At 60.3% G+C, this 18,068-nt stretch carries 15 protein-coding genes; 10 read left to right on the forward strand and 5 right to left on the reverse strand.

Features of this window, described 5'->3' with window-relative positions:
• Window positions 1-11: 11 nt before the first annotated feature.
• The gene (locus ACIPZE_RS10165; RefSeq protein WP_129395285.1) at window positions 12-896 is read right to left on the reverse strand and encodes a helix-turn-helix domain-containing protein; all 885 of its coding nucleotides are present in this window, start codon (window positions 894-896) and stop codon (window positions 12-14) included.
• Between the two features lie 177 nt (window positions 897-1,073).
• Between ACIPZE_RS10165 and pobA the strand changes: the two genes are divergently transcribed.
• The gene (gene pobA / locus ACIPZE_RS10170; protein WP_400772697.1) at window positions 1,074-2,267 is read left to right on the forward strand and encodes a 4-hydroxybenzoate 3-monooxygenase; all 1,194 of its coding nucleotides are present in this window, start codon (window positions 1,074-1,076) and stop codon (window positions 2,265-2,267) included.
• A gap of 79 nt (window positions 2,268-2,346) precedes the next feature.
• Window positions 2,347-3,864 carry an MDR family MFS transporter gene (locus ACIPZE_RS10175; RefSeq protein WP_283439291.1) on the forward strand — a complete coding sequence of 506 codons (1,518 nt, stop codon included), beginning with the start codon at window positions 2,347-2,349 and terminating at the stop codon, window positions 3,862-3,864.
• A gap of 83 nt (window positions 3,865-3,947) precedes the next feature.
• On the opposite strand, the gene ACIPZE_RS10180 is transcribed toward ACIPZE_RS10175, so the two are convergent.
• From ACIPZE_RS10180 to ACIPZE_RS10195, 4 genes are all read right to left on the reverse strand, one after another.
• Window positions 3,948-4,796 (reverse strand): cache domain-containing protein, encoded by an 849-nt coding sequence (locus ACIPZE_RS10180; RefSeq protein ID WP_400772699.1) that lies wholly within the window; start codon window positions 4,794-4,796, stop codon window positions 3,948-3,950.
• Between the two features lie 255 nt (window positions 4,797-5,051).
• Window positions 5,052-5,909, reverse strand: a complete 858-nt coding sequence (locus ACIPZE_RS10185; protein ID WP_400772701.1) for an ATPase — start codon at window positions 5,907-5,909, stop codon at window positions 5,052-5,054.
• Window positions 5,910-6,035: 126 nt separating this feature from the next.
• The gene (locus tag ACIPZE_RS10190; RefSeq protein WP_283439294.1) at window positions 6,036-7,028 is read right to left on the reverse strand and encodes an NAD(P)-dependent oxidoreductase; all 993 of its coding nucleotides are present in this window, start codon (window positions 7,026-7,028) and stop codon (window positions 6,036-6,038) included.
• A gap of 97 nt (window positions 7,029-7,125) precedes the next feature.
• A complete protein-coding gene (locus ACIPZE_RS10195; protein WP_283439295.1) occupies window positions 7,126-8,025 on the reverse strand; it encodes a LysR family transcriptional regulator ArgP in 900 nt (299 codons plus the stop codon).
• A 96-nt stretch (window positions 8,026-8,121) separates the two neighbouring features.
• Between ACIPZE_RS10195 and ACIPZE_RS10200 the strand changes: the two genes are divergently transcribed.
• The 8 genes from ACIPZE_RS10200 (at window position 8,122) to ACIPZE_RS10235 (ending at window position 17,920) form a co-directional block, all read left to right on the forward strand.
• Entirely contained in the window at window positions 8,122-8,523 is a 402-nt protein-coding gene (locus ACIPZE_RS10200) for an ACT domain-containing protein (RefSeq protein WP_129395292.1), read from the forward strand.
• 5 nt (window positions 8,524-8,528) lie between these two features.
• Window positions 8,529-9,131: a LysE/ArgO family amino acid transporter gene (locus ACIPZE_RS10205; RefSeq protein ID WP_283439296.1), complete on the forward strand. Its 603-nt coding sequence runs from the start codon at window positions 8,529-8,531 to the stop codon at window positions 9,129-9,131.
• Between the two features lie 176 nt (window positions 9,132-9,307).
• Window positions 9,308-9,904 carry a superoxide dismutase gene (locus tag ACIPZE_RS10210; protein WP_400772704.1) on the forward strand — a complete coding sequence of 199 codons (597 nt, stop codon included), beginning with the start codon at window positions 9,308-9,310 and terminating at the stop codon, window positions 9,902-9,904.
• Between the two features lie 436 nt (window positions 9,905-10,340).
• Window positions 10,341-12,392: a bifunctional diguanylate cyclase/phosphodiesterase gene (locus ACIPZE_RS10215; protein ID WP_283439297.1), complete on the forward strand. Its 2,052-nt coding sequence runs from the start codon at window positions 10,341-10,343 to the stop codon at window positions 12,390-12,392.
• A 227-nt stretch (window positions 12,393-12,619) separates the two neighbouring features.
• Window positions 12,620-13,966, forward strand: coding sequence for an imelysin family protein (locus tag ACIPZE_RS10220; protein WP_400772705.1), 1,347 nt, complete (start codon window positions 12,620-12,622; stop codon window positions 13,964-13,966).
• A 319-nt stretch (window positions 13,967-14,285) separates the two neighbouring features.
• A complete protein-coding gene (locus ACIPZE_RS10225; protein WP_400772707.1) occupies window positions 14,286-15,713 on the forward strand; it encodes a di-heme oxidoredictase family protein in 1,428 nt (475 codons plus the stop codon).
• Window positions 15,714-15,740: 27 nt separating this feature from the next.
• The gene (locus ACIPZE_RS10230; RefSeq protein ID WP_129395298.1) at window positions 15,741-16,805 is read left to right on the forward strand and encodes an imelysin family protein; all 1,065 of its coding nucleotides are present in this window, start codon (window positions 15,741-15,743) and stop codon (window positions 16,803-16,805) included.
• Between the two features lie 14 nt (window positions 16,806-16,819).
• Window positions 16,820-17,920, forward strand: a complete 1,101-nt coding sequence (locus tag ACIPZE_RS10235; RefSeq protein ID WP_283439300.1) for a DUF1513 domain-containing protein — start codon at window positions 16,820-16,822, stop codon at window positions 17,918-17,920.
• The last annotated feature ends 148 nt before the right edge of the window (window positions 17,921-18,068 follow it).

An 18,068-nucleotide genomic window follows, 5' to 3' on the forward strand; every position in this document is an offset into this window, starting at 1 on the left:
CGGCTTTGAGGTTACTGTTCGGTCTTCAAGCGATCGCGGAAGGCTTTTGGTGAGATTCCGACCCGGCGCCGGAACAGGCGCGTGAAGTTGGTCGGATCGGAAAACCCCAACAATTCCGACATCTCGTAAATCGTCATGCTGGTGTACGTCAGCAAACGCTTGGCTTCCAGCAACTGCCGCTCGTGCATGATCTGCAACGCCGGTTGCCCGGCCAGCTCACGGCACGTGCCGTTGAGGTGCGATACCGAAATCCCCAGTCGATGCGCCAGGTCCTCGACCTTGACGTGTTGGCGATAAGTCTCCTCGACCAACTGAATGAAGCCATTGAGGTATTCGCGCTGACGTTGCGGCCGCTGGCTGGCTTTGTGGCGGACGATCGCTTGGCGACTGACCCAGACCATGATCACGCTGACCAGCGAATGCATGAGCATTTCCCGCGCCGGTTGATGGCCGTTGTACTCGGCCTGCAACGCCGAAAACAGACTGTTGAGATAATCGCCGTCGTGGCCGGCCGGGTAGCTGTCCGCGCAGGCCAGTGCCTGCACCGAATCACCCAATTGCGCCTGCAAGTGACTGATCAATGGCGTGGCCAGGGTGACGATGAAGCCTTCGACGTCCTCGGAAAAACGAAAGCCATGCACCGACAGCGGTGGCAGGACCTGAATGGCGGGAGTGTCGAGTTGCGTGCGCTGACCTTCGATCTCAAGCTCTGCCTGACCTTTGAAGACGAAGAGCAACTGGCACAAATCGGCGTGGCGGTGGGGTTTGATTTCCCAATGATGTTCGCGGCTGCGTGAGGAAATGGTTTCACAGTGCAGCAAGTCAGGGGTCGGCCAGTCCAGGCTTTCACCGTAGAGCTTGAACACCGGAATCGAGGACAGCTCAGGCTTGTTCATCACTTCAATCCAGCCTCGGGGTTGTGGGGCGATAATCGCACCGATTGGCAGAATGTACAGGTATCGGCTCAGTTTTCACCTTCAATTGACAGACCCGCAAGGGAAAAATGCAAGCACTCGATCCATAAAAAACATTCGCCGGCATTTGCCGCGTGAAGCTTGCGAGTCATAAAAACAATGAAAACCCTGAAAACCCAAGTTGCCATCATCGGCGCCGGTCCGTCCGGTTTGCTCCTCGGTCAATTGCTGCACAACGCCGGCATCGACACCCTGATCCTCGAACGTCAGACGCCTGATTATGTCCTCGGCCGCATCCGCGCCGGCGTCCTCGAACAAGGCATGGTAGAGCTGTTGCGTCAGGCCGGCGTGAGTCAGCGGATGGACGCCGAAGGTCTGGTTCACAGTGGCTTCGATCTGGCCCTCGACGGACGTCAGGTGCATATCGATCTGCAGGCACTGACGGGCGGCAAGACCGTGATGATCTACGGCCAGACCGAAGTCACCCGGGACCTGATGGCCGCTCGTCGGGAGGCGGGAGCCGCGACGATTTACCAGGCGAGCAATGTCGTTCCCCACGGAATGAAAAGCGACGAAGCCTTTGTCACCTTCGAAAAGGACGGTGAAACCTGGCGTGTCGATTGCGATTACATCGCCGGTTGCGACGGTTTCCACGGTGTGGCCCGGCAGTCGATTCCGCCTGAATGTTTGAAGATCTTCGAGCGGGTTTATCCGTTTGGCTGGCTGGGCATTCTTGCCGACACACCGCCGGTGCATGACGAATTGGTCTATGCCCGCCATGAGCGCGGTTTCGCTTTGTGCAGCATGCGTTCGGCGACACGTACGCGCTATTACCTGCAAGTGCGGGCCGATGAAAACGTCGAAGACTGGAGCGACCAGCGCTTCTGGGACGAGCTGAAAAGCCGCCTGCCTGCGCATCTCGCGGAGAAACTGGTCAGCGGCCCGTCCATCGAAAAAAGCATCGCGCCGCTGCGCAGTTTTGTCGTCGAGCCGATGCAGTACGGGCGGATGTTCCTCGTCGGTGACGCGGCGCACATCGTGCCGCCGACTGGCGCCAAAGGCCTTAATCTGGCGGCAAGCGATGTCAGCACCTTGTTCAATATTCTGCTGAAGGTTTACCGCGACGGTCGCACCGAGCTGTTGGATAAATACTCGGAAATCTGCCTGCGCCGCGTGTGGAAAGCCGAGCGGTTTTCCTGGTGGATGACTTCGATGCTGCATCGTTTTGACGACCACGATGACTTCAGCCAGCGCATCAGCGCCTCGGAACTGGACTACTTTGTCAGTTCAGAAGCGGGACGAAAAACCATTGCAGAAAATTACGTCGGACTTCCTTATGAGGCTATCGAATAGCTTCCTACCGACTTACACTGGCGAGCATCCCCGCTCGCCTGACGATCTGCGGGATCTCAACTGCCCGCAGGTTCTGCCCGTGACCAATCTCAATCACCCCGAAACGCCCAAACCGGCCATTCGCAGCGTTCTCGTTGCTTTGATGATGGCGATCTTTCTGGGTGCTCTCGACCAGACCATCGTCGCGGTGTCGATGCCGGCCATCTCCGCCCAGTTCAAGGACGTCAGCCTGCTGGCCTGGGTGATTTCCGGCTACATGGTCGCGATGACCGTGGCCGTGCCGATCTACGGCAAGCTGGGTGATTTGTACGGGCGGCGCAAATTGATGCTGTTCGGCATGGGCCTGTTCACCCTCGCCTCGCTGTTCTGCGGCATGGCGCAAAGCATGGAGCAACTGGTGCTAGCGCGGATCCTTCAGGGCATCGGCGCCGGCGGGATGATTTCGGTGAGTCAGGCGATCATCGGCGACATCGTCCCGCCACGCGAACGCGGACGTTACCAGGGTTACTTCAGCAGCATGTACGCGGTGGCCAGCGTCGCCGGCCCGGTGCTCGGCGGCTACATGACCGAATACCTGTCGTGGCGCTGGGTGTTTCTGATCAATCTGCCGCTAGGCCTTGGCGCTTATTGGGTGGCGCGACGCAATCTGCGCGGGCTACCGATTCCGCAGCGCAAACCGATCATCGACTACCTCGGCACGCTGTTGATGATCATCGGCCTGACCGCGCTGCTATTGGGCATCACTCAGGTCGGTCAGGGTCATGCCTGGCGCAGCAGCGAAGTGCTTGGCCTGTTCGCTTGTGCGGTAGTCGTGCTGGCGGTGTTTGTCTGGCACGAGCGGCGGGCGCGGGAGCCGTTGCTGCCGATGCACCTGTTCGCCAACCGCAACGCCTTGCTGTGCTGGTGCACGATTTTCTTCACCAGTTTCCAGGCGATCTCCTTGATTGTGCTGATGCCGTTGCGCTTTCAGAGCGTTACCGGGGCCGGGGCCGACAGCGCAGCATTGCATTTGCTGCCGTTGGCGATGGGGCTGCCGATCGGTGCCTATTTCGCCGGACGTCGCACCTCGATCACCGGGCGCTACAAACCGCAGATCCTGACCGGCGCGATGCTCATGCCGATGTCGATTCTTGGCATGGCGTTCAGCCCGCCCGAGGCGACCGTGATCAGCGGCTTGTTCATGTTGCTTTGCGGCATTTCCAGCGGTATGCAGTTTCCGACGTCGCTGGTCGGCACGCAAAATTCGGTGGAACAACGCGACATCGGCGTGGCCACCAGCACCACCAACCTGTTCCGCTCGCTGGGCGGCGCGGTGGGTGTGGCGTTGATGTCGGCGCTGTTGCTGGCGTTGCTGCAGGATTCCACTTTCGCCCATCTGGCGAGCAGTTCGCTGATCAGCGAGGGGCATTCGGGCAACGTGCTGCTGGATGGCCTGAACGCCGCTCCGGGGGATGCACAGAATGCCTTGCGAGCGGAGTTGCTGGTGACGTTCCGGCATTTGTTGTGGGTGAGTGCGGCGGTGTCTTTGCTCGGGCTGGCGGCGGCGATTGCGATGCCCAACAGCCTGCTGCGCGGCCGCGAGCACGGCGCCAAATAAAACAGCAAAAGATCGCAGCCTGCGGCGGCTCCTACAGGGGAACAATCATGTAGGAGCTGCCGCAGGCTGCGATCTTCTGATCTTCAAGGGCTGTAGTAACCGACGGCCACGAGGAAATGCCCGGCCTTCTTCAGGTAGGCATGTTTGTCCTCGACCTTGCCGGTCACCGGGTTCTTCCAGCGGTACTCGTATTCACCGTCATCCTGCTTGCCGATCAGCGCCAGAATCGGCTCGCCGACCGGTTTGCCCTCCGGATCCCTGACCTTGCCGAAATCGGTATTGACCAGCCGCAGGTTGGTGCCGTGGGCAACGTAGCGCTGCGTGTTCAGATCGACCACGAACACATACAAGTCATCCTGCAGATAGCCGCCCTTGAGCGAATTGATCGCTGTCAGCGTGCCCTTCTCGTCCTTGCCCAAATCAACTGCCACTTTATCCAGCAGGGCTTTGGCCTGCTCGGCCGACGCGCGCGGCAAGTAGTAACCGACCGCCAGAATGCGCTGGCCGATGCGCTGATAAAACACATGCTTGCGTTCGACCTTGCCGTCCGCCTGGTTCTGCCAACGGTATTCGGCTTGCTGGATGCCGTTGCCTTCAGGCACCAGCAACGCCTGCTTGAACGCCTTCTGCAAGTCCGGCCCGAGCACTTCGCTGACATCCCGCCCGATCAGCGCTGACGACGGCCCGCCGCTGGCGAGCATCACGCCTTTGGTGTCGACCACGAATACATAGCGATCCTTGTCGACAAACTCGCCCTGGCGGCTGAACGCGGCGAACGCCTTGTCGCCATTGTCGTGGTAATAGGCCAAGGCCTTTTCCAGCAAAGCGATGGCCGCCTGGCTGTCATCCTTGGCGGCGGTCGCGGCGCTGGCCGGGCCGAAACCGGCCAATAACAGCAAACAGAGACAGGCGAATTTATGCACAAACCCCATGACGCATCCCTCGTTCTTGTTGGTGTTTCAAGAGCGTAGACGGCTTGGGGTGATGTATGGATATTCAGAATGATGCAGGGGATTACAAAACTGTGGCGAGGGGATTTAGCGAAACGTCGCACCGCCCCGCTGGAGTGCGAAGCGCTCCCCTGCATTTCTACAGTGACACCGAGTTATCAGGCTTTGGGGCTGCTTCGCAACCCAACGGGGATAAATCCCCTCGCCACAAAAGCCCACTCGGCGACAGATTGGTGTTTACGGGCGGGAATTGATCTGCTGCTGCAAGTTCTGGATCTGCGCCTGCAAGGTGTTGAGGTTGCGGGTCATCTGACCGCGAAACGCATCAAACTCAGCGGTATTCGCGGCGCCGCCCTGAGGCGCTGCCGGCCGGTTGTCCTGCTCGCTTTTGAGTACGACGATTTCCTGCTCCAGCCGATCGATCGCGGCACTCGGATTACCTTGCTTCTTCAACGCCGCGATATCGGCGCCGAGGCTTTTGAACTGCGCATCGAAAGCCTTCAACTGCGTGTCGACCTTGCTGGTATCCGCCGGGGTGCTTTTCAGCGTCGCCAATTCTGCACTCAAGGCTTTGACCTGCGCCTGCAACTGGCTGTTGGCGTTCTGCTGCTCGGAGGTCTGCGCGGTCATCTTCGCCAGGCGCTTGTCGAGATCGCTGGCCTGACCGGCCACGCCTTGCTGCTCTTTGCTCTGATCGAGCAACTTGCCTTCCAGCTGTTTGATCTGCAGTTTCAACGCTTCGCTGTCACTGGTGACGTTGCTCTGACTGGCCACCACCTTGCCGGAAATATCCTGCAGGCGCCCTGCCGCTTCTTCGCTGATGCGGGCAAAACTTTCCTGGGTCGCCACCAGTTGCTGCTCCATCAGGGAAATCTGCTGAAAACTCCACCAGGCCAGACCGATGAAGGCAAAAAACAACGCGCCGACCAGTGCCCACAGCGGCCCGGTGCTGGCCGCCTTGACCTTGACCACAGGCGGCGTGCGCGAATGCACGGAGGTGCGCGCGGTGGTCGGAATGTCATCGTCGTCGAAAGTGTCGGCACGCAGGCTCGGGACATCATCGAAATCGTCGTGGGCATCATTACGCATGGACATTGAGGCAACCTTTGTGAAACGCGGTGATGGCTAAATGCTGCGAAGTATAACCGGCGCAGCCGCAGGCATTGACCCTCAACCTGCGGTGCGGTTCATTGCCGGCCGGCCGATTCATTTCAACGCGTTTCAGCGAATGTCCTGCGCTTTCCACCATGCGCAGAACTCATCCAGCGCCGACCACAGGCTGACTTTCGGATCGTAGTCCAGATAATGCCGGGCGCGGCTGATGTCGAGGGTGAAATTTTTTTTCATCACTTGCATGCCCAAGCGCGACAGCGTTGGTTCCGGCCGGCCCGGCCAGAGTTTGCACGCACCTTCGTTGAGCGCCGCGAAGCTATAGGCCAATCCGTAGGAACGGTACTTGGTGACCTGTGGGACTTCCATCTTGCGCATCACGTAATTGACCACATCCCACAGCGGCACAGGCGCGCCGTTGCTGATGTTGTAGGCCTTGCCCAGCGCAGACCCCGCCGCCAGCAGACTGCTGAGCATGGCTTCGTTGAGGTTCTGCACGCTGGTGAAATCGACCTTGTTCAGACCGTTGCCGATGATCGCCAGCCGACCCTTGCGCTGCATGTTGAGCAGGCGCGGGAAGATACTCATGTCGCCGGCACCGGTGACGAAACGCGGGCGCAGGGCGATGGTTTCGAGACCGAATTCCTGCGCACCGAAGACTTTTTGCTCAGCCAGGTACTTGGTCGCGGCATAGTGATGCTTGAAGCGTTTGGGCACTTGCTCTTCGGTCAGGCCCAAATGGTCGCGGCCATCGAAGTAAATCGATGGCGACGACAGGTGCACCAAACGCCGGACGCGCTGCTTGAGGCAGGCTTCGACGACGTTTTCGGTGACCTGCACGTTGCCCTGATGGAAGTCCTGATAACGTCCCCAAAGCCCGACGGCGCCAGCGCAATGCACCACAGCTTCGACGTCGGAACACAGTTCGCGGACCAACTCGGGATCGGTCAGATCGCCGGGCACAAATTCGGCACCACGGCGTACCAGATGCTCGACGCTCTCGGCCCGGCGACCGTTGACCCGCACGTCCAGGCCCTGCTCCAGGGCGAAACGCGCAAAGCGTCCGCCAATGAAGCCGCTTGCGCCGGTGACCAGAATTTTCATGTAGAGCTCCAACAAAAAAACAGCTGCAAGCATCGAGCTTTTAGCTGCAAGTTTAAAACGGTGCGCAGCGCTGAACTTGCCGCTCGCAGCTTGACGCTTATGGCTGTTTTAAAGGCACTAGCCATTGCGCAGAAGCACGCACCAATTGCTCGGTCAGCAAGCCCAGCAACTGACCGCCATTGCGCCAATGATGCCAGTACAACGGCACGTCGATCGGTTTATCTGGCAACAGCTCGCGCAATTCGCCACGCTGCAACTGCTCGCGCACTTGCAGTTCCGGCACCAGGCCCCAGCCGAGTCCGGCTTCGGTCAGACGGATAAAACCTTCCGAGGACGGGCATAAATGGTGCTCGAAACCACCATCGACACCCAGCGATGCCAGATAGCGATGCTGGAGGAAGTCGTCCGGGCCGAACACCAGCGCCGGGGTGCGCGGCAATTGTTCGGCGCGCACGCCATCCGGGAAATGCCGTTCGATGAACGCCGGGCTGGCCAGTGCGCGATAACGCATCGCGCCGAGCAGCACACTGCGCGCGCCGGCCACCGGCCGTTCACTGGCGCAAAGGCATGCGGCCACTTCTCCGGCACGCATGCGTTTGAGGCCGACGGTCTGGTCTTCGACGATCAGATCCAGCAACAAATGCTGTTCTGCGCAGAAGTCGCCCACCGCTTGCGCCCACCACGTGGCGAGGCTGTCGGCGTTGAGCGCGATACGCAAACGCTCCGGCAGGCCCTCTTCGTCCAACGCTGGCACCAGCGTTTGCAAGTCACGCTCAAGCAATCGCACCTGCTGCACATGGTTAAGCAGCCGCCGGCCAATCTCGGTCGGCGACGGCGGTGTGCCGCGCACCAGCACCGGTTGGCCGACCCGCGCTTCGAGCAATTTGATCCGCTGCGAGATCGCCGATTGCGACAAACCCAGTACCTGCGCGGCACGTTCGAATCCAGCCTGCTCGACCACGGCGGCCAGAGCAGAAAGTAATTTGTAGTCGAACATCAGTTTTCCTAATGAGCGATCAGCACTATTGGTTTTTCTTATACAGCGTTCGACCGGAGAATAGCCAGCAAGCACTCTTTATCAAGGAACACCTCAATGGCTGGCGAAACCTCACTCACAACCCTGTTGCGCAGCATGAGCCCGCAACTCAATGCCGGCGAATACGTGTTCTGCACCCTGCGCGACGGCCAGTTGCCCAGTGGCCTGGAGATTGTCGGCAGCTTCCGCGAACAGGAAGGCCTGACGGTGATTGTCGAACGCGCCCACGCCGAGCAGGCCGGATTCAGCTTCGACTATGTCGCCGCGTGGATCACCCTCAACGTCCATTCGGCGCTGGAGGCGGTTGGCCTCACCGCTGCATTCGCCACGGCATTGGGCAAGGCCGGGATCAGTTGCAACGTGATCGCCGGTTACTACCACGACCATTTGTTCGTCGGCCAGGCCGATGCCGAGCGCGCCATGCAGGTGCTGCGCGACCTGGCAGCCAATGCGGAGTAATTCTTATGTGGCAAAGCTATGTGAACGGCTTGCTGGTGGCGTTCGGGCTGATCATGGCGATCGGTACGCAGAACGCGTTTGTGTTGGCGCAAAGCCTGCGCCGTGAACATCACCTGCCGGTGGCGGCATTGTGCGTGGTCTGCGATGCGCTGCTGGTCGCGGCCGGGGTATTCGGCCTGGCGACGGTTCTGGCGCAGAACCCGACGCTGCTGGCGATTGCCCGTTGGGGCGGCGCGACATTTTTGATCTGGTACGGCAGCCAGGCACTGCGCCGGGCCTGTTCGAAACAGAGCATGGATCAGGGTGAAAACCAGACCGTGCGTTCGCTGCGTGCGGTGATGCTCAGTGCGCTGGCAGTGACCTTGCTCAACCCGCACGTTTATCTCGATACGGTGTTGCTGATCGGCTCTCTCGGCGCGCAGCAATCGGTGCCGGGGGCCTATGTGGTCGGTGCTGCGAGTGCTTCGCTGTTGTGGTTTTTCACCTTGGCATTGGGTGCAGCGTGGTTGGCGCCGTGGCTGGCCCGGCCGAGTACCTGGCGGATCCTTGATCTGGTGGTGGCGCTGATGATGTTCACGGTCGCCGGACAACTGATATTGGCGTCCTGATTTATTCCAAACAGCTCTGGAACCTCTATCCCACACAGTTGTTGCGTGGTTATGCCGCAACCCCGGTGCTATGATCGAAACCCTGCGCCGCAAAGAGTAAAAACTCGCCGGTGCATTTCTGGCCGCCCGTGATCGGCCTTGCGCTCACCGCAACAGACCTGATTAGGAGAATCATCATGGCTTTCGAAGTGCCGCCGCTGCCTTACGCACACGATGCCCTGCAGCCGCACATTTCCAAGGAAACCCTGGAATACCACCACGACAAGCACCACACCACCTACGTCGTGACCCTGAACAACCTGGTGCCAGGCACCGAGTTCGAAGGCACGACCCTGGAAGAAATCGTCAAGACTTCCTCGGGCGGTATCTTCAACAACGCCGCTCAGGTCTGGAACCACACTTTCTACTGGAACTGCCTGGCGCCAAACGCCGGCGGTCAACCAACCGGCGCGCTGGCTGAAGCCATCAACGCAGCCTTCGGTTCGTTCGACAAATTCAAGGAAGAGTTCAGCAAAACCTCAATCGGCACCTTCGGTTCCGGCTGGGGCTGGCTGGTGAAAAAGGCTGACGGTTCCCTGGCTCTGGCCAGCACCATCGGCGCCGGCAACCCGCTGACCAGCGGCGACACCCCGCTGCTGACCTGCGACGTCTGGGAACACGCTTACTACATCGACTACCGCAACGTTCGTCCGAAGTATGTCGAAGCGTTCTGGAACCTGGTCAACTGGAAGTTCGTTGCTGAGCAGTTCGAAGGCAAAACCTTCACCGCTTAAGCTGCGCGCCAGTCAAAAAACCCGGCTTTTGGCCGGGTTTTTTTATGGGCGTTCGATGATCGTTCCCACGCTCCTGCGTGGGAATGCATACCGTGACGCTCCGCGTCACTGGACGCAGAGCGTCCCTAACGGCATTCCCACGTTGAGCGTGAGAACGATCAATGGCGTTTCTCTCACGATTAAAGCTGTCTGCCGCTGCTTGCCGCCATGCCACAGCGGGCTAACATCAAAAAGAGGAAAAAAAGCTGCGAACCGCTCAAGTTGAGGGCCAAAACTACCGACACAGTACAAATAGGGCTAATACTCCAGACAGCAGCATTTCGGCCAACGCCACAGGCAATTCATCCTGGGCCTGATTGTCCCTTTGACTGCCAACACGGGATTGCCAATACTCATGGCAACTTGACGCTACCCGCACGGATTAAGGAATAACCCTTTGAAGCTGGAACTCAAGAACAGCTTGTCGGTGAAGTTGCTCCGGGTCGTGCTCCTGTCGGCATTGATCGTCGGCGTAGTCTTGAGCTGCGCGCAGATTGTTTTCGATGCCTATAAAACCCGTCAGGCGGTTGCCGGCGACGCCGAACGCATCCTCGACATGTTCCGCGACCCCTCGACCCAGGCGGTTTACAGCCTCGATCGGGAGATGGGCATGCAGGTGATCGAAGGCCTGTTCCAGGACGACGCCGTGCGCCAGGCCTCCATCGGCCATCCCAACGAAGCCATGCTCGCGCAGAAATCCCGCGATCTGCAGCATTCCAACAGCCGCTGGCTGACCGACCTGATCCTCGGCCAGGAGCGCACCTTCACCACCCAACTGGTGGGGCGCGGCCCGTACAGCGAGTATTACGGCGACCTGAGCATCACCCTCGACACCGCGACCTATGGCGAAGGCTTTATCGTCAGCTCGGTGATCATCTTTATCTCCGGCGTGCTGCGTGCCCTGGCCATGGGCCTGGTGTTGTATCTGGTCTATCACTGGCTGCTGACCAAACCGCTGTCGCGGATCATCGAGCATCTCACCGAGATCAATCCGGACCGGCCCAGCGAACACAAGATTCCGCAGCTCAAGGGCCACGAGAAAAACGAACTGGGGATCTGGATCAACACCGCCAATCAATTGCTCGAATCGATCGAACGCAACACCCATCTGCGCCACGAAGCGGAAAACAGCCTGCTGCGCATGGCCCAGTACGACTTCCTCACTGGTCTGCCCAACCGCCAGCAATTGCAGCAGCAACTGGACAAGATTCTGGTCGACGCCGGCAAGCTGCAACGCCGGGTCGCGGTGTTGTGCGTGGGGTTGGATGATTTCAAAGGCATCAACGAACAGTTCAGCTACCAGACCGGCGACCAATTGCTGTTGGCGCTGGCTGATCGTCTGCGCGCCCACAGCGGCCGCTTAGGTGCCCTCGCCCGCTTGGGCGGTGACCAGTTTGCGCTGGTGCAGGCCGACATCGAACAGCCTTACGAAGCAGCAGAACTGGCGCAAAGCATCCTTGATGACCTCGAGGCGGCGTTTGCCCTCGATCATCAGGAAATCCGCCTGCGCGCGACCATCGGCATCACCCTGTTCCCGGAGGATGGCGACAGCACCGAGAAGCTGTTGCAGAAGGCCGAGCAGACCATGACCCTGGCCAAGACCCGTTCGCGCAACCGCTATCAGTTCTACATCGCCAGCGTCGACAGCGAGATGCGTCGCCGCCGCGAACTGGAAAAAGACCTGCGCGATGCCTTGCTGCGCGACCAGTTCTACCTCGTCTATCAGCCGCAAATCAGCTATCGCGACCACCGCGTGGTCGGCGTCGAAGCGCTGATTCGCTGGCAACATCCGGAGCACGGTCTGGTGCCGCCAGACCTGTTCATCCCGCTGGCGGAACAGAACGGCACGATCATCGCCATCGGCGAATGGGTGCTCGATCAGGCCTGCAAGCAATTGCGCGAATGGCACGATCAGGGCTTTGCCGATTTGCGCATGGCGGTCAACCTGTCGACGGTGCAACTGCACCACGCCGAGTTGCCACGGGTGGTCAACAACCTGATGCAGATGTACCGCCTGCCGCCGCGCAGCCTGGAGCTGGAAGTCACTGAAACCGGCCTGATGGAAGACATCAGCACCGCCGCCCAACACTTGCTCAGCCTGCGCCGCTCCGGAGCGTTGATCGCCATCGATGACTTCGGCACCGGCTATTCATCGTTGAGCTATCTGAAAAGCCTGCCACTGGACAAGATCAAGATCGACAAGAGCTTCGTTCAGGATCTGCTCGATGACGACGACGATGCAACGATCGTTCGCGCGATCATTCAACTGGGCAAGAGCCTTGGCATGCAGGTAATTGCCGAGGGCGTGGAAACGGCCGAGCAGGAAAGCTACATCATTTCCGAAGGCTGCCACGAAGGTCAGGGTTACCACTACAGCAAACCGCTGCCGGCGCGCGAGTTGAGCGTCTATCTCAAACAAGCACAACGCAGTAACGCGGCGATCCTTTAAAAGTCAAAAGATCGTCCGATCGCGGCCCGAGCCTGCGGCAGCTCCTACATGAATCGCATTCCCCTGTAGGAGCTGTCGAGTGAAACGAGGCTGCGATCTTTTGATCTGCGTAAATAAGAAATATTTCCAGCCACAACCCTTTACACATAATGCGAAAGATTTGCATTATGTCGCAGCTTTGCGCACCCCCGCGCCTGTCAATCAATCAACGAAGCAGGATGTTCGCCATGATTCGTATGCCTCTGGCTACCGCCAGTCTGCTGGCCATCGCTATTTCCCTCGCCGGTTGCGGCGAAGGCAAAGACAAGGCTGCCGCTCCGGCCGCACCGACTCCAGCCGCCAGCACCACCGCACCTGCGGCTGCGCCTGCCGCTGCCGGTAAAGTCGACGAAGCCGCCGCCAAGGCTGTGGTCGGGCATTACGCCGACATGGTCTTCGCCGTCTACAGCGATGCCGAATCCACCGCGAAAACCCTGCAGACCGCCGTCGATGCCTTCCTCGCCAAGCCGAACGCCGACACCTTGAAAGCCGCCAAGGCTGCCTGGGTCGCCGCGCGCGTTCCGTACCTGCAGAGCGAAGTGTTCCGCTTCGGCAACACCATCATCGACGATTGGGAAGGTCAGGTTAACGCCTGGCCATTGGACGAGGGTCTGATCGACTACGTCGACAAATCCTACGAGCACGCACTGGGTAACCCGGGCGCCACCGCCAACATCATCGCCAACACCGAAGTTCAGGTCGGCGAAGACAAGGTCGACGTCAAGGACATCACTCCGGAAAAACTTGCCAGCCTCAACGAGCTGGGCGGCTCCGAAGCCAACGTCGCCACCGGCTACCACGCCATCGAATTCCTCCTGTGGGGCCAAGACCTCAACGGCACCGGCCCGGGCGCTGGCAACCGTCCGGCTTCCGACTATCTGGAAGGCGCCGGCGCTACTGGCGGTCACAACGATCGTCGTCGTGCCTACCTGAAGTCCGTGACCCAACTGCTGGTCAGCGACCTCGAAGAAATGGTCGGCAACTGGAAGCCGAACGTGGCTGACAACTACCGCGCCACTCTGGAAGCCGAGCCGGGCGAAACCGGTCTGCGCAAAATGCTCTTCGGCATGGGCAGCCTATCGCTGGGCGAACTGGCGGGCGAGCGCATGAAGGTGTCCCTGGAAGCCAACTCCCCTGAAGACGAGCAGGATTGCTTCAGCGACAACACGCACAACTCGCACTTCTACGATGCCAAAGGCATTCGTAACGTTTACCTGGGCGAGTACACCCGTGTTGACGGCACCAAGATGACCGGCGCCAGCCTGTCGTCGCTGGTGGCCAAGGCTGATCCGGCTGCCGACACCGCGCTGAAAGCCGATCTGGCTGCCACTGAAGCCAAGATCCAGGTCATGGTCGATCACGCCAACAAGGGTGAGCACTACGACCAGTTGATCGCGGCGGGCAACACCGCTGGCAACCAGATCGTCCGCGACGCCATCGCATCCTTGGTCAAGCAGACCGGTTCGATCGAAGCCGCTGCCGGCAAACTGGGCATCAGCGACCTGAACCCGGACAACGCTGATCACGAGTTCTGATCACGTACGTCCGCTTCAAAAAAAGGCGACCTTCGGGTCGCCTTTTTCATGCATGCCAAACACAAACCCCTGCTTCAGGGTGTGTTCGATATCAGGTACACCACCCATCCCTGTGGGAGCGAGCCTGCTCGCGAAGGCTGTATCGGCCGCCACATTTTCAGCGCGTCGGACACCGCTTTCGCGAGCAGGCTCGCTCCCACAAGGTTTCCATGGTGTTCAAGGCTTGCGTCAAATCAAGCAAACGATAATTCCTCTTATTCAAACCCCCTAGCCCTGTTAGACTTTGCGCCTTTATTTTTGCCCGTCCGCAGGATGTCTGATGCCCTCGCTGCCTCTTCGCTTGTCCGCACTGTTGCTGGCCCTGGGCCTGAGTGCCTGCGATGACGCCCCGCGTTTCACCAAGGCCGAGCCCGGTGAAGCGCGTTCCGGCGGTGCGGCGACCGTGCGCAAGACTGATCAGAATGCGTTCTCGCTGCCCTCGGCGAACCTGCCACCGTCGCGGCGGGTGGACTTCAGCGTCGGTAACAGCTTCTTCCGCAGCCCGTGGGTGATCGCGCCGTCGACCACCACCGCGCGCGATGGCCTCGGCCCGTTGTTCAACACCAACGCCTGCCAGAACTGCCACATCAAGGACGGGCGCGGTCATCCGCCAACGCCGGATGCGGCCAACGCGGTGTCGATGCTGGTCCGGTTGTCGATTCCCGATGCGCCGGAATTTGCCAAAGTCATCGAGCAAGTCGGCGTGGTGCCAGAGCCAGTCTACGGTGGCCAGTTCCAGGACATGGCCGTGCCCGGCGTCGCGCCGGAAGGCAAAGTGCGCGTCGACTACACGCCGGTGCCGGTACGGTTCAAGGACGGCAGCGAAGTCGAACTGCGCAAACCGGTGTTGCAGATCACTCAGCTCGGCTACGGCCCGATGCACCCGGACACGCGTTTTTCCGCACGCGTCGCGCCGCCGATGATCGGCCTCGGCCTGCTCGAAGCGATCCCCGAAGAAGCGATCCTCGCCAACGCCGCCGCACAGGCCAAAGCGAAAAACGGTATCAATGGTCGCCCCAATCAGGTCTGGGATGACGCATTGCAAAAAACCGTCATGGGCAGGTTTGGCTGGAAGGCCGGGCAACCGAACCTCAATCAACAGAATGTTCACGCGTTTTCGGGTGATATGGGCCTCACGACCAGCCTGAGACCGTTCGATGACTGCACCGACGCGCAAACCGCCTGCAAACAGGCGCCAAACGGCAATGGCCCGGACGGTGAACCGGAAGTCAGCGATAACATTTTGCGTCTGGTGCTGTTCTACAGCCGTAACCTCGCCGTACCTGCGCGTCGTGGCATCAACGATGAACAGGTACTGGCCGGCAAGAACCTGTTTTTCCAGGCCGGCTGCGATTCGTGTCACACACCGAAATACACCACCGCCGCCAACGCGGCCGAACCTGAACTGGCCAATCAAGTGATTCGCCCGTACAGCGATCTGTTGCTGCATGACATGGGCGACGGTCTGGCCGACCACCGCACGGAATTCCAGGCCTCCGGCCGCGATTGGCGCACGCCGCCGTTGTGGGGGATTGGCCTGACACAAGCGGTCAGCGGTCACACCCAGTTTTTGCATGACGGTCGCGCGCGCAATCTGCTCGAAGCGGTGCTCTGGCACGGCGGCGAAGCAAAATCCGCGCAGCAGCAGGTTTTAGCTTTCAACGCCGAGCAGCGTGCCGCGCTGCTGGCGTTTTTGAACTCACTTTAAACACTGATAAAGAATCGGGAGCCCGACATGTTCCGTCCCAAGCTACTGTTCACCAGCCTTGCCGCGCTCGCCCTTGGCGCCTGCTCGCCGCAGGATCCGCAAGCGGTCACCTCGGCGGCCATCGCCAAATCGGTGATCCTGCCGACCTACACCCGTTGGGTCGAGGCCGACAAGCAACTGGCGGTCAGCGCCCTCGCCTACTGCCAGGGCAAAGAAACCCTGGAGACTGCCCGCGCCGACTTCCTGCACGCGCAGAAAGCCTGGGCCGAGCTGCAGCCGTTGCTGATCGGACCGCTCGCTGAAGGCAACCGCTCGTGGCAGGTGCAGTTCTGGCCGGACAAGAAAAACCTCGTCGGCCGTCAGGTCGAGCAATTGGTGGTCGCGCAGCCGCAAATCGATGCCGCCGGTCTGGCCAAATCGAGCGTCGTCGTGCAAGGTCTGTCGGCTTACGAATACATCCTCTTCGACGCCAAGCCTGACGTCGCCAACGCCGAGCAGAAAGCCAAGTACTGCCCTCTGCTGATCGCCATCGGCGAACGTCAGAAGCAACTGGCCGAAGAGATTCTGGCGAGCTGGAACAACAGCGACGGCATGCTTGCGCAGATGACCAAGTTCCCCAACCAGCGTTACGCCGATTCCCACGAAGCGATCGCCGATCTGCTGCGTGTGCAAGTGACCGCGCTGGACACCCTGAAGAAAAAACTCGGCACGCCAATGGGCCGCCAGAGCAAGGGCGTGCCGCAGCCGTTCCAGGCCGATGCCTGGCGCAGCCAGTCGTCCCTGACCGCGCTGGAAGCCAGTCTCGCCGCCGCCAAAACCGTGTGGGAAGGCGTCGACAACAAAGGCCTGCGAGGTCTGTTGCCAGCGGAGCAAAAGCCATTGGCCGACAAGATCGATGCCGCTTATGCCGCTTCGCTGAAACTGTTCGGCAGCACTCAGCGTTCGCTCGGCGAAATGCTTGAAGACGACGCCGGTCGTCAACAACTCAACGACATCTACGACAGCCTCAACGTCGTCCATCGCCTGCACGAAGGCGAACTGGCCAAGGCGCTGGGCATTCAACTGGGCTTTAACGCCAACGACGGTGACTGATGAGGGCAAGTGCCATGCTGCGACGCCAGGCTTTGGCTTTAGGTAGTGCGCTGCTGGGAGCAGTGACGCTGGGCGGCTGGACGCTGTTCAAACGCAAGGATCAGAGCCCGCTGCTGCTGTCGGCGCGCGACGACACCGACGGCAAGCACTACGCCGTCGGTTATCGGCTGGACGGCACGCGCGTGTTCGCCACCGAAGTCGGCCAGCGTTGCCACGACATCATCAACCACCCGACGCAGCCGATTGCACTGTTCGTCGCGCGTCGTCCGGGTACCGAGAGTTACCTGATCGACCTGCGCGACGGCACGTTGCTGCAGACGCTGACCTCGCAGCCGAACCGGCATTTCTACGGGCACGCCGTGGTGCACAAGGACGGCGAATACCTGTACGCCACCGAGAACGACACCACCGACCCTGGCCGTGGATTGCTCGGTGTGTACAAGTTCGAAGGCGAGCGGCTGGTGCACACGGGCGAGATTTCCACCCACGGCCTCGGCCCGCATCAGGTGTCGTGGATGCCCGATGGCGAGACGCTGGTGGTGGCCAACGGCGGGATTCGTACCGAGGCGGAAAGCCGCGTCGAGATGAACCTCAGTGCCATGGAGCCAAGTCTGGTGCTGATGCAGCGCGACGGTACGTTGCTGAGCAAGGAAACCCTCGCCCAGCAGATGAACAGCGTGCGCCATCTGGGTATCGCCAGCGACGGCACCATCGTCGCCGGCCAGCAATTCATGGGCGCGTCGCATGAGCGCTCGGAGTTACTGGCGATCAAGCGTCCGGGGCAACCGTTCGTGGCGTTCCCGGTACCGGAGCAGCAGTTGCAGTCGATGGGGCATTACACCGCCAGTGTGGCGGTGCACAGCGATTTGCGTCTGGTCGCGCTGACGGCGCCGCGTGGCAACCGCTTCTTTATCTGGGATCTGGACAGCGGCGAAGTGCGCCTTGATGCACCGTTGCCGGATTGCGCCGGTGTCGGTGCGGTGCAGGACGGTTTCGTTGTGACGTCCGGCCAAGGGCGTTGCCGCTACTACGATTGCCGTCAGGATGAGCTGCTGGCCAAGCCGCTGGAATTGCCGGCGGGGCTCTGGGACAACCATCTGCACCTGATGGCCTGAACCGCTAGTCAAAGTTAACACCGTCCCCGTGGCGAGGGGATTTATCCCCGTTCGGCTGCGCAGCAGTCGCAAAACCATCCGACGCGGTTTAGCAGACAGACCGCGTTCGCAGGTTTTGGGGCGGCTTCGCCACCCAACGGGGATAAAT

The sequence above is a fragment of the Pseudomonas sp. NPDC089741 genome (genome assembly GCF_044748825.1).
GTDB classification, from domain to species: Bacteria; Pseudomonadota; Gammaproteobacteria; order Pseudomonadales; family Pseudomonadaceae; genus Aquipseudomonas; species Aquipseudomonas helmanticensis.

Excerpts from the sequence above, each read along its gene's own strand:
- ACIPZE_RS10220 (WP_400772705.1), top strand. The coding sequence starts at position 12,620 with ATGATTCGTATGCCTCTGGCTACCGCCAGTCTGCTGGCCATCGCTATT.
- ACIPZE_RS10190 (WP_283439294.1), bottom strand. The coding sequence starts at position 7,028 with ATGAAAATTCTGGTCACCGGCGCAAGCGGCTTCATTGGCGGACGCTTT.
- ACIPZE_RS10205 (WP_283439296.1), top strand. The coding sequence starts at position 8,529 with ATGTGGCAAAGCTATGTGAACGGCTTGCTGGTGGCGTTCGGGCTGATC.
- ACIPZE_RS10165 (WP_129395285.1), bottom strand. The coding sequence starts at position 896 with ATGAACAAGCCTGAGCTGTCCTCGATTCCGGTGTTCAAGCTCTACGGT.
- ACIPZE_RS10225 (WP_400772707.1), top strand. The coding sequence starts at position 14,286 with ATGCCCTCGCTGCCTCTTCGCTTGTCCGCACTGTTGCTGGCCCTGGGC.
- ACIPZE_RS10210 (WP_400772704.1), top strand. The coding sequence starts at position 9,308 with ATGGCTTTCGAAGTGCCGCCGCTGCCTTACGCACACGATGCCCTGCAG.
- ACIPZE_RS10230 (WP_129395298.1), top strand. The coding sequence starts at position 15,741 with ATGTTCCGTCCCAAGCTACTGTTCACCAGCCTTGCCGCGCTCGCCCTT.
- pobA (WP_400772697.1), top strand. The coding sequence starts at position 1,074 with ATGAAAACCCTGAAAACCCAAGTTGCCATCATCGGCGCCGGTCCGTCC.
- ACIPZE_RS10235 (WP_283439300.1), top strand. The coding sequence starts at position 16,820 with ATGCTGCGACGCCAGGCTTTGGCTTTAGGTAGTGCGCTGCTGGGAGCA.
- ACIPZE_RS10195 (WP_283439295.1), bottom strand. The coding sequence starts at position 8,025 with ATGTTCGACTACAAATTACTTTCTGCTCTGGCCGCCGTGGTCGAGCAG.
- ACIPZE_RS10200 (WP_129395292.1), top strand. The coding sequence starts at position 8,122 with ATGGCTGGCGAAACCTCACTCACAACCCTGTTGCGCAGCATGAGCCCG.
- ACIPZE_RS10185 (WP_400772701.1), bottom strand. The coding sequence starts at position 5,909 with ATGTCCATGCGTAATGATGCCCACGACGATTTCGATGATGTCCCGAGC.
- ACIPZE_RS10180 (WP_400772699.1), bottom strand. The coding sequence starts at position 4,796 with ATGGGGTTTGTGCATAAATTCGCCTGTCTCTGTTTGCTGTTATTGGCC.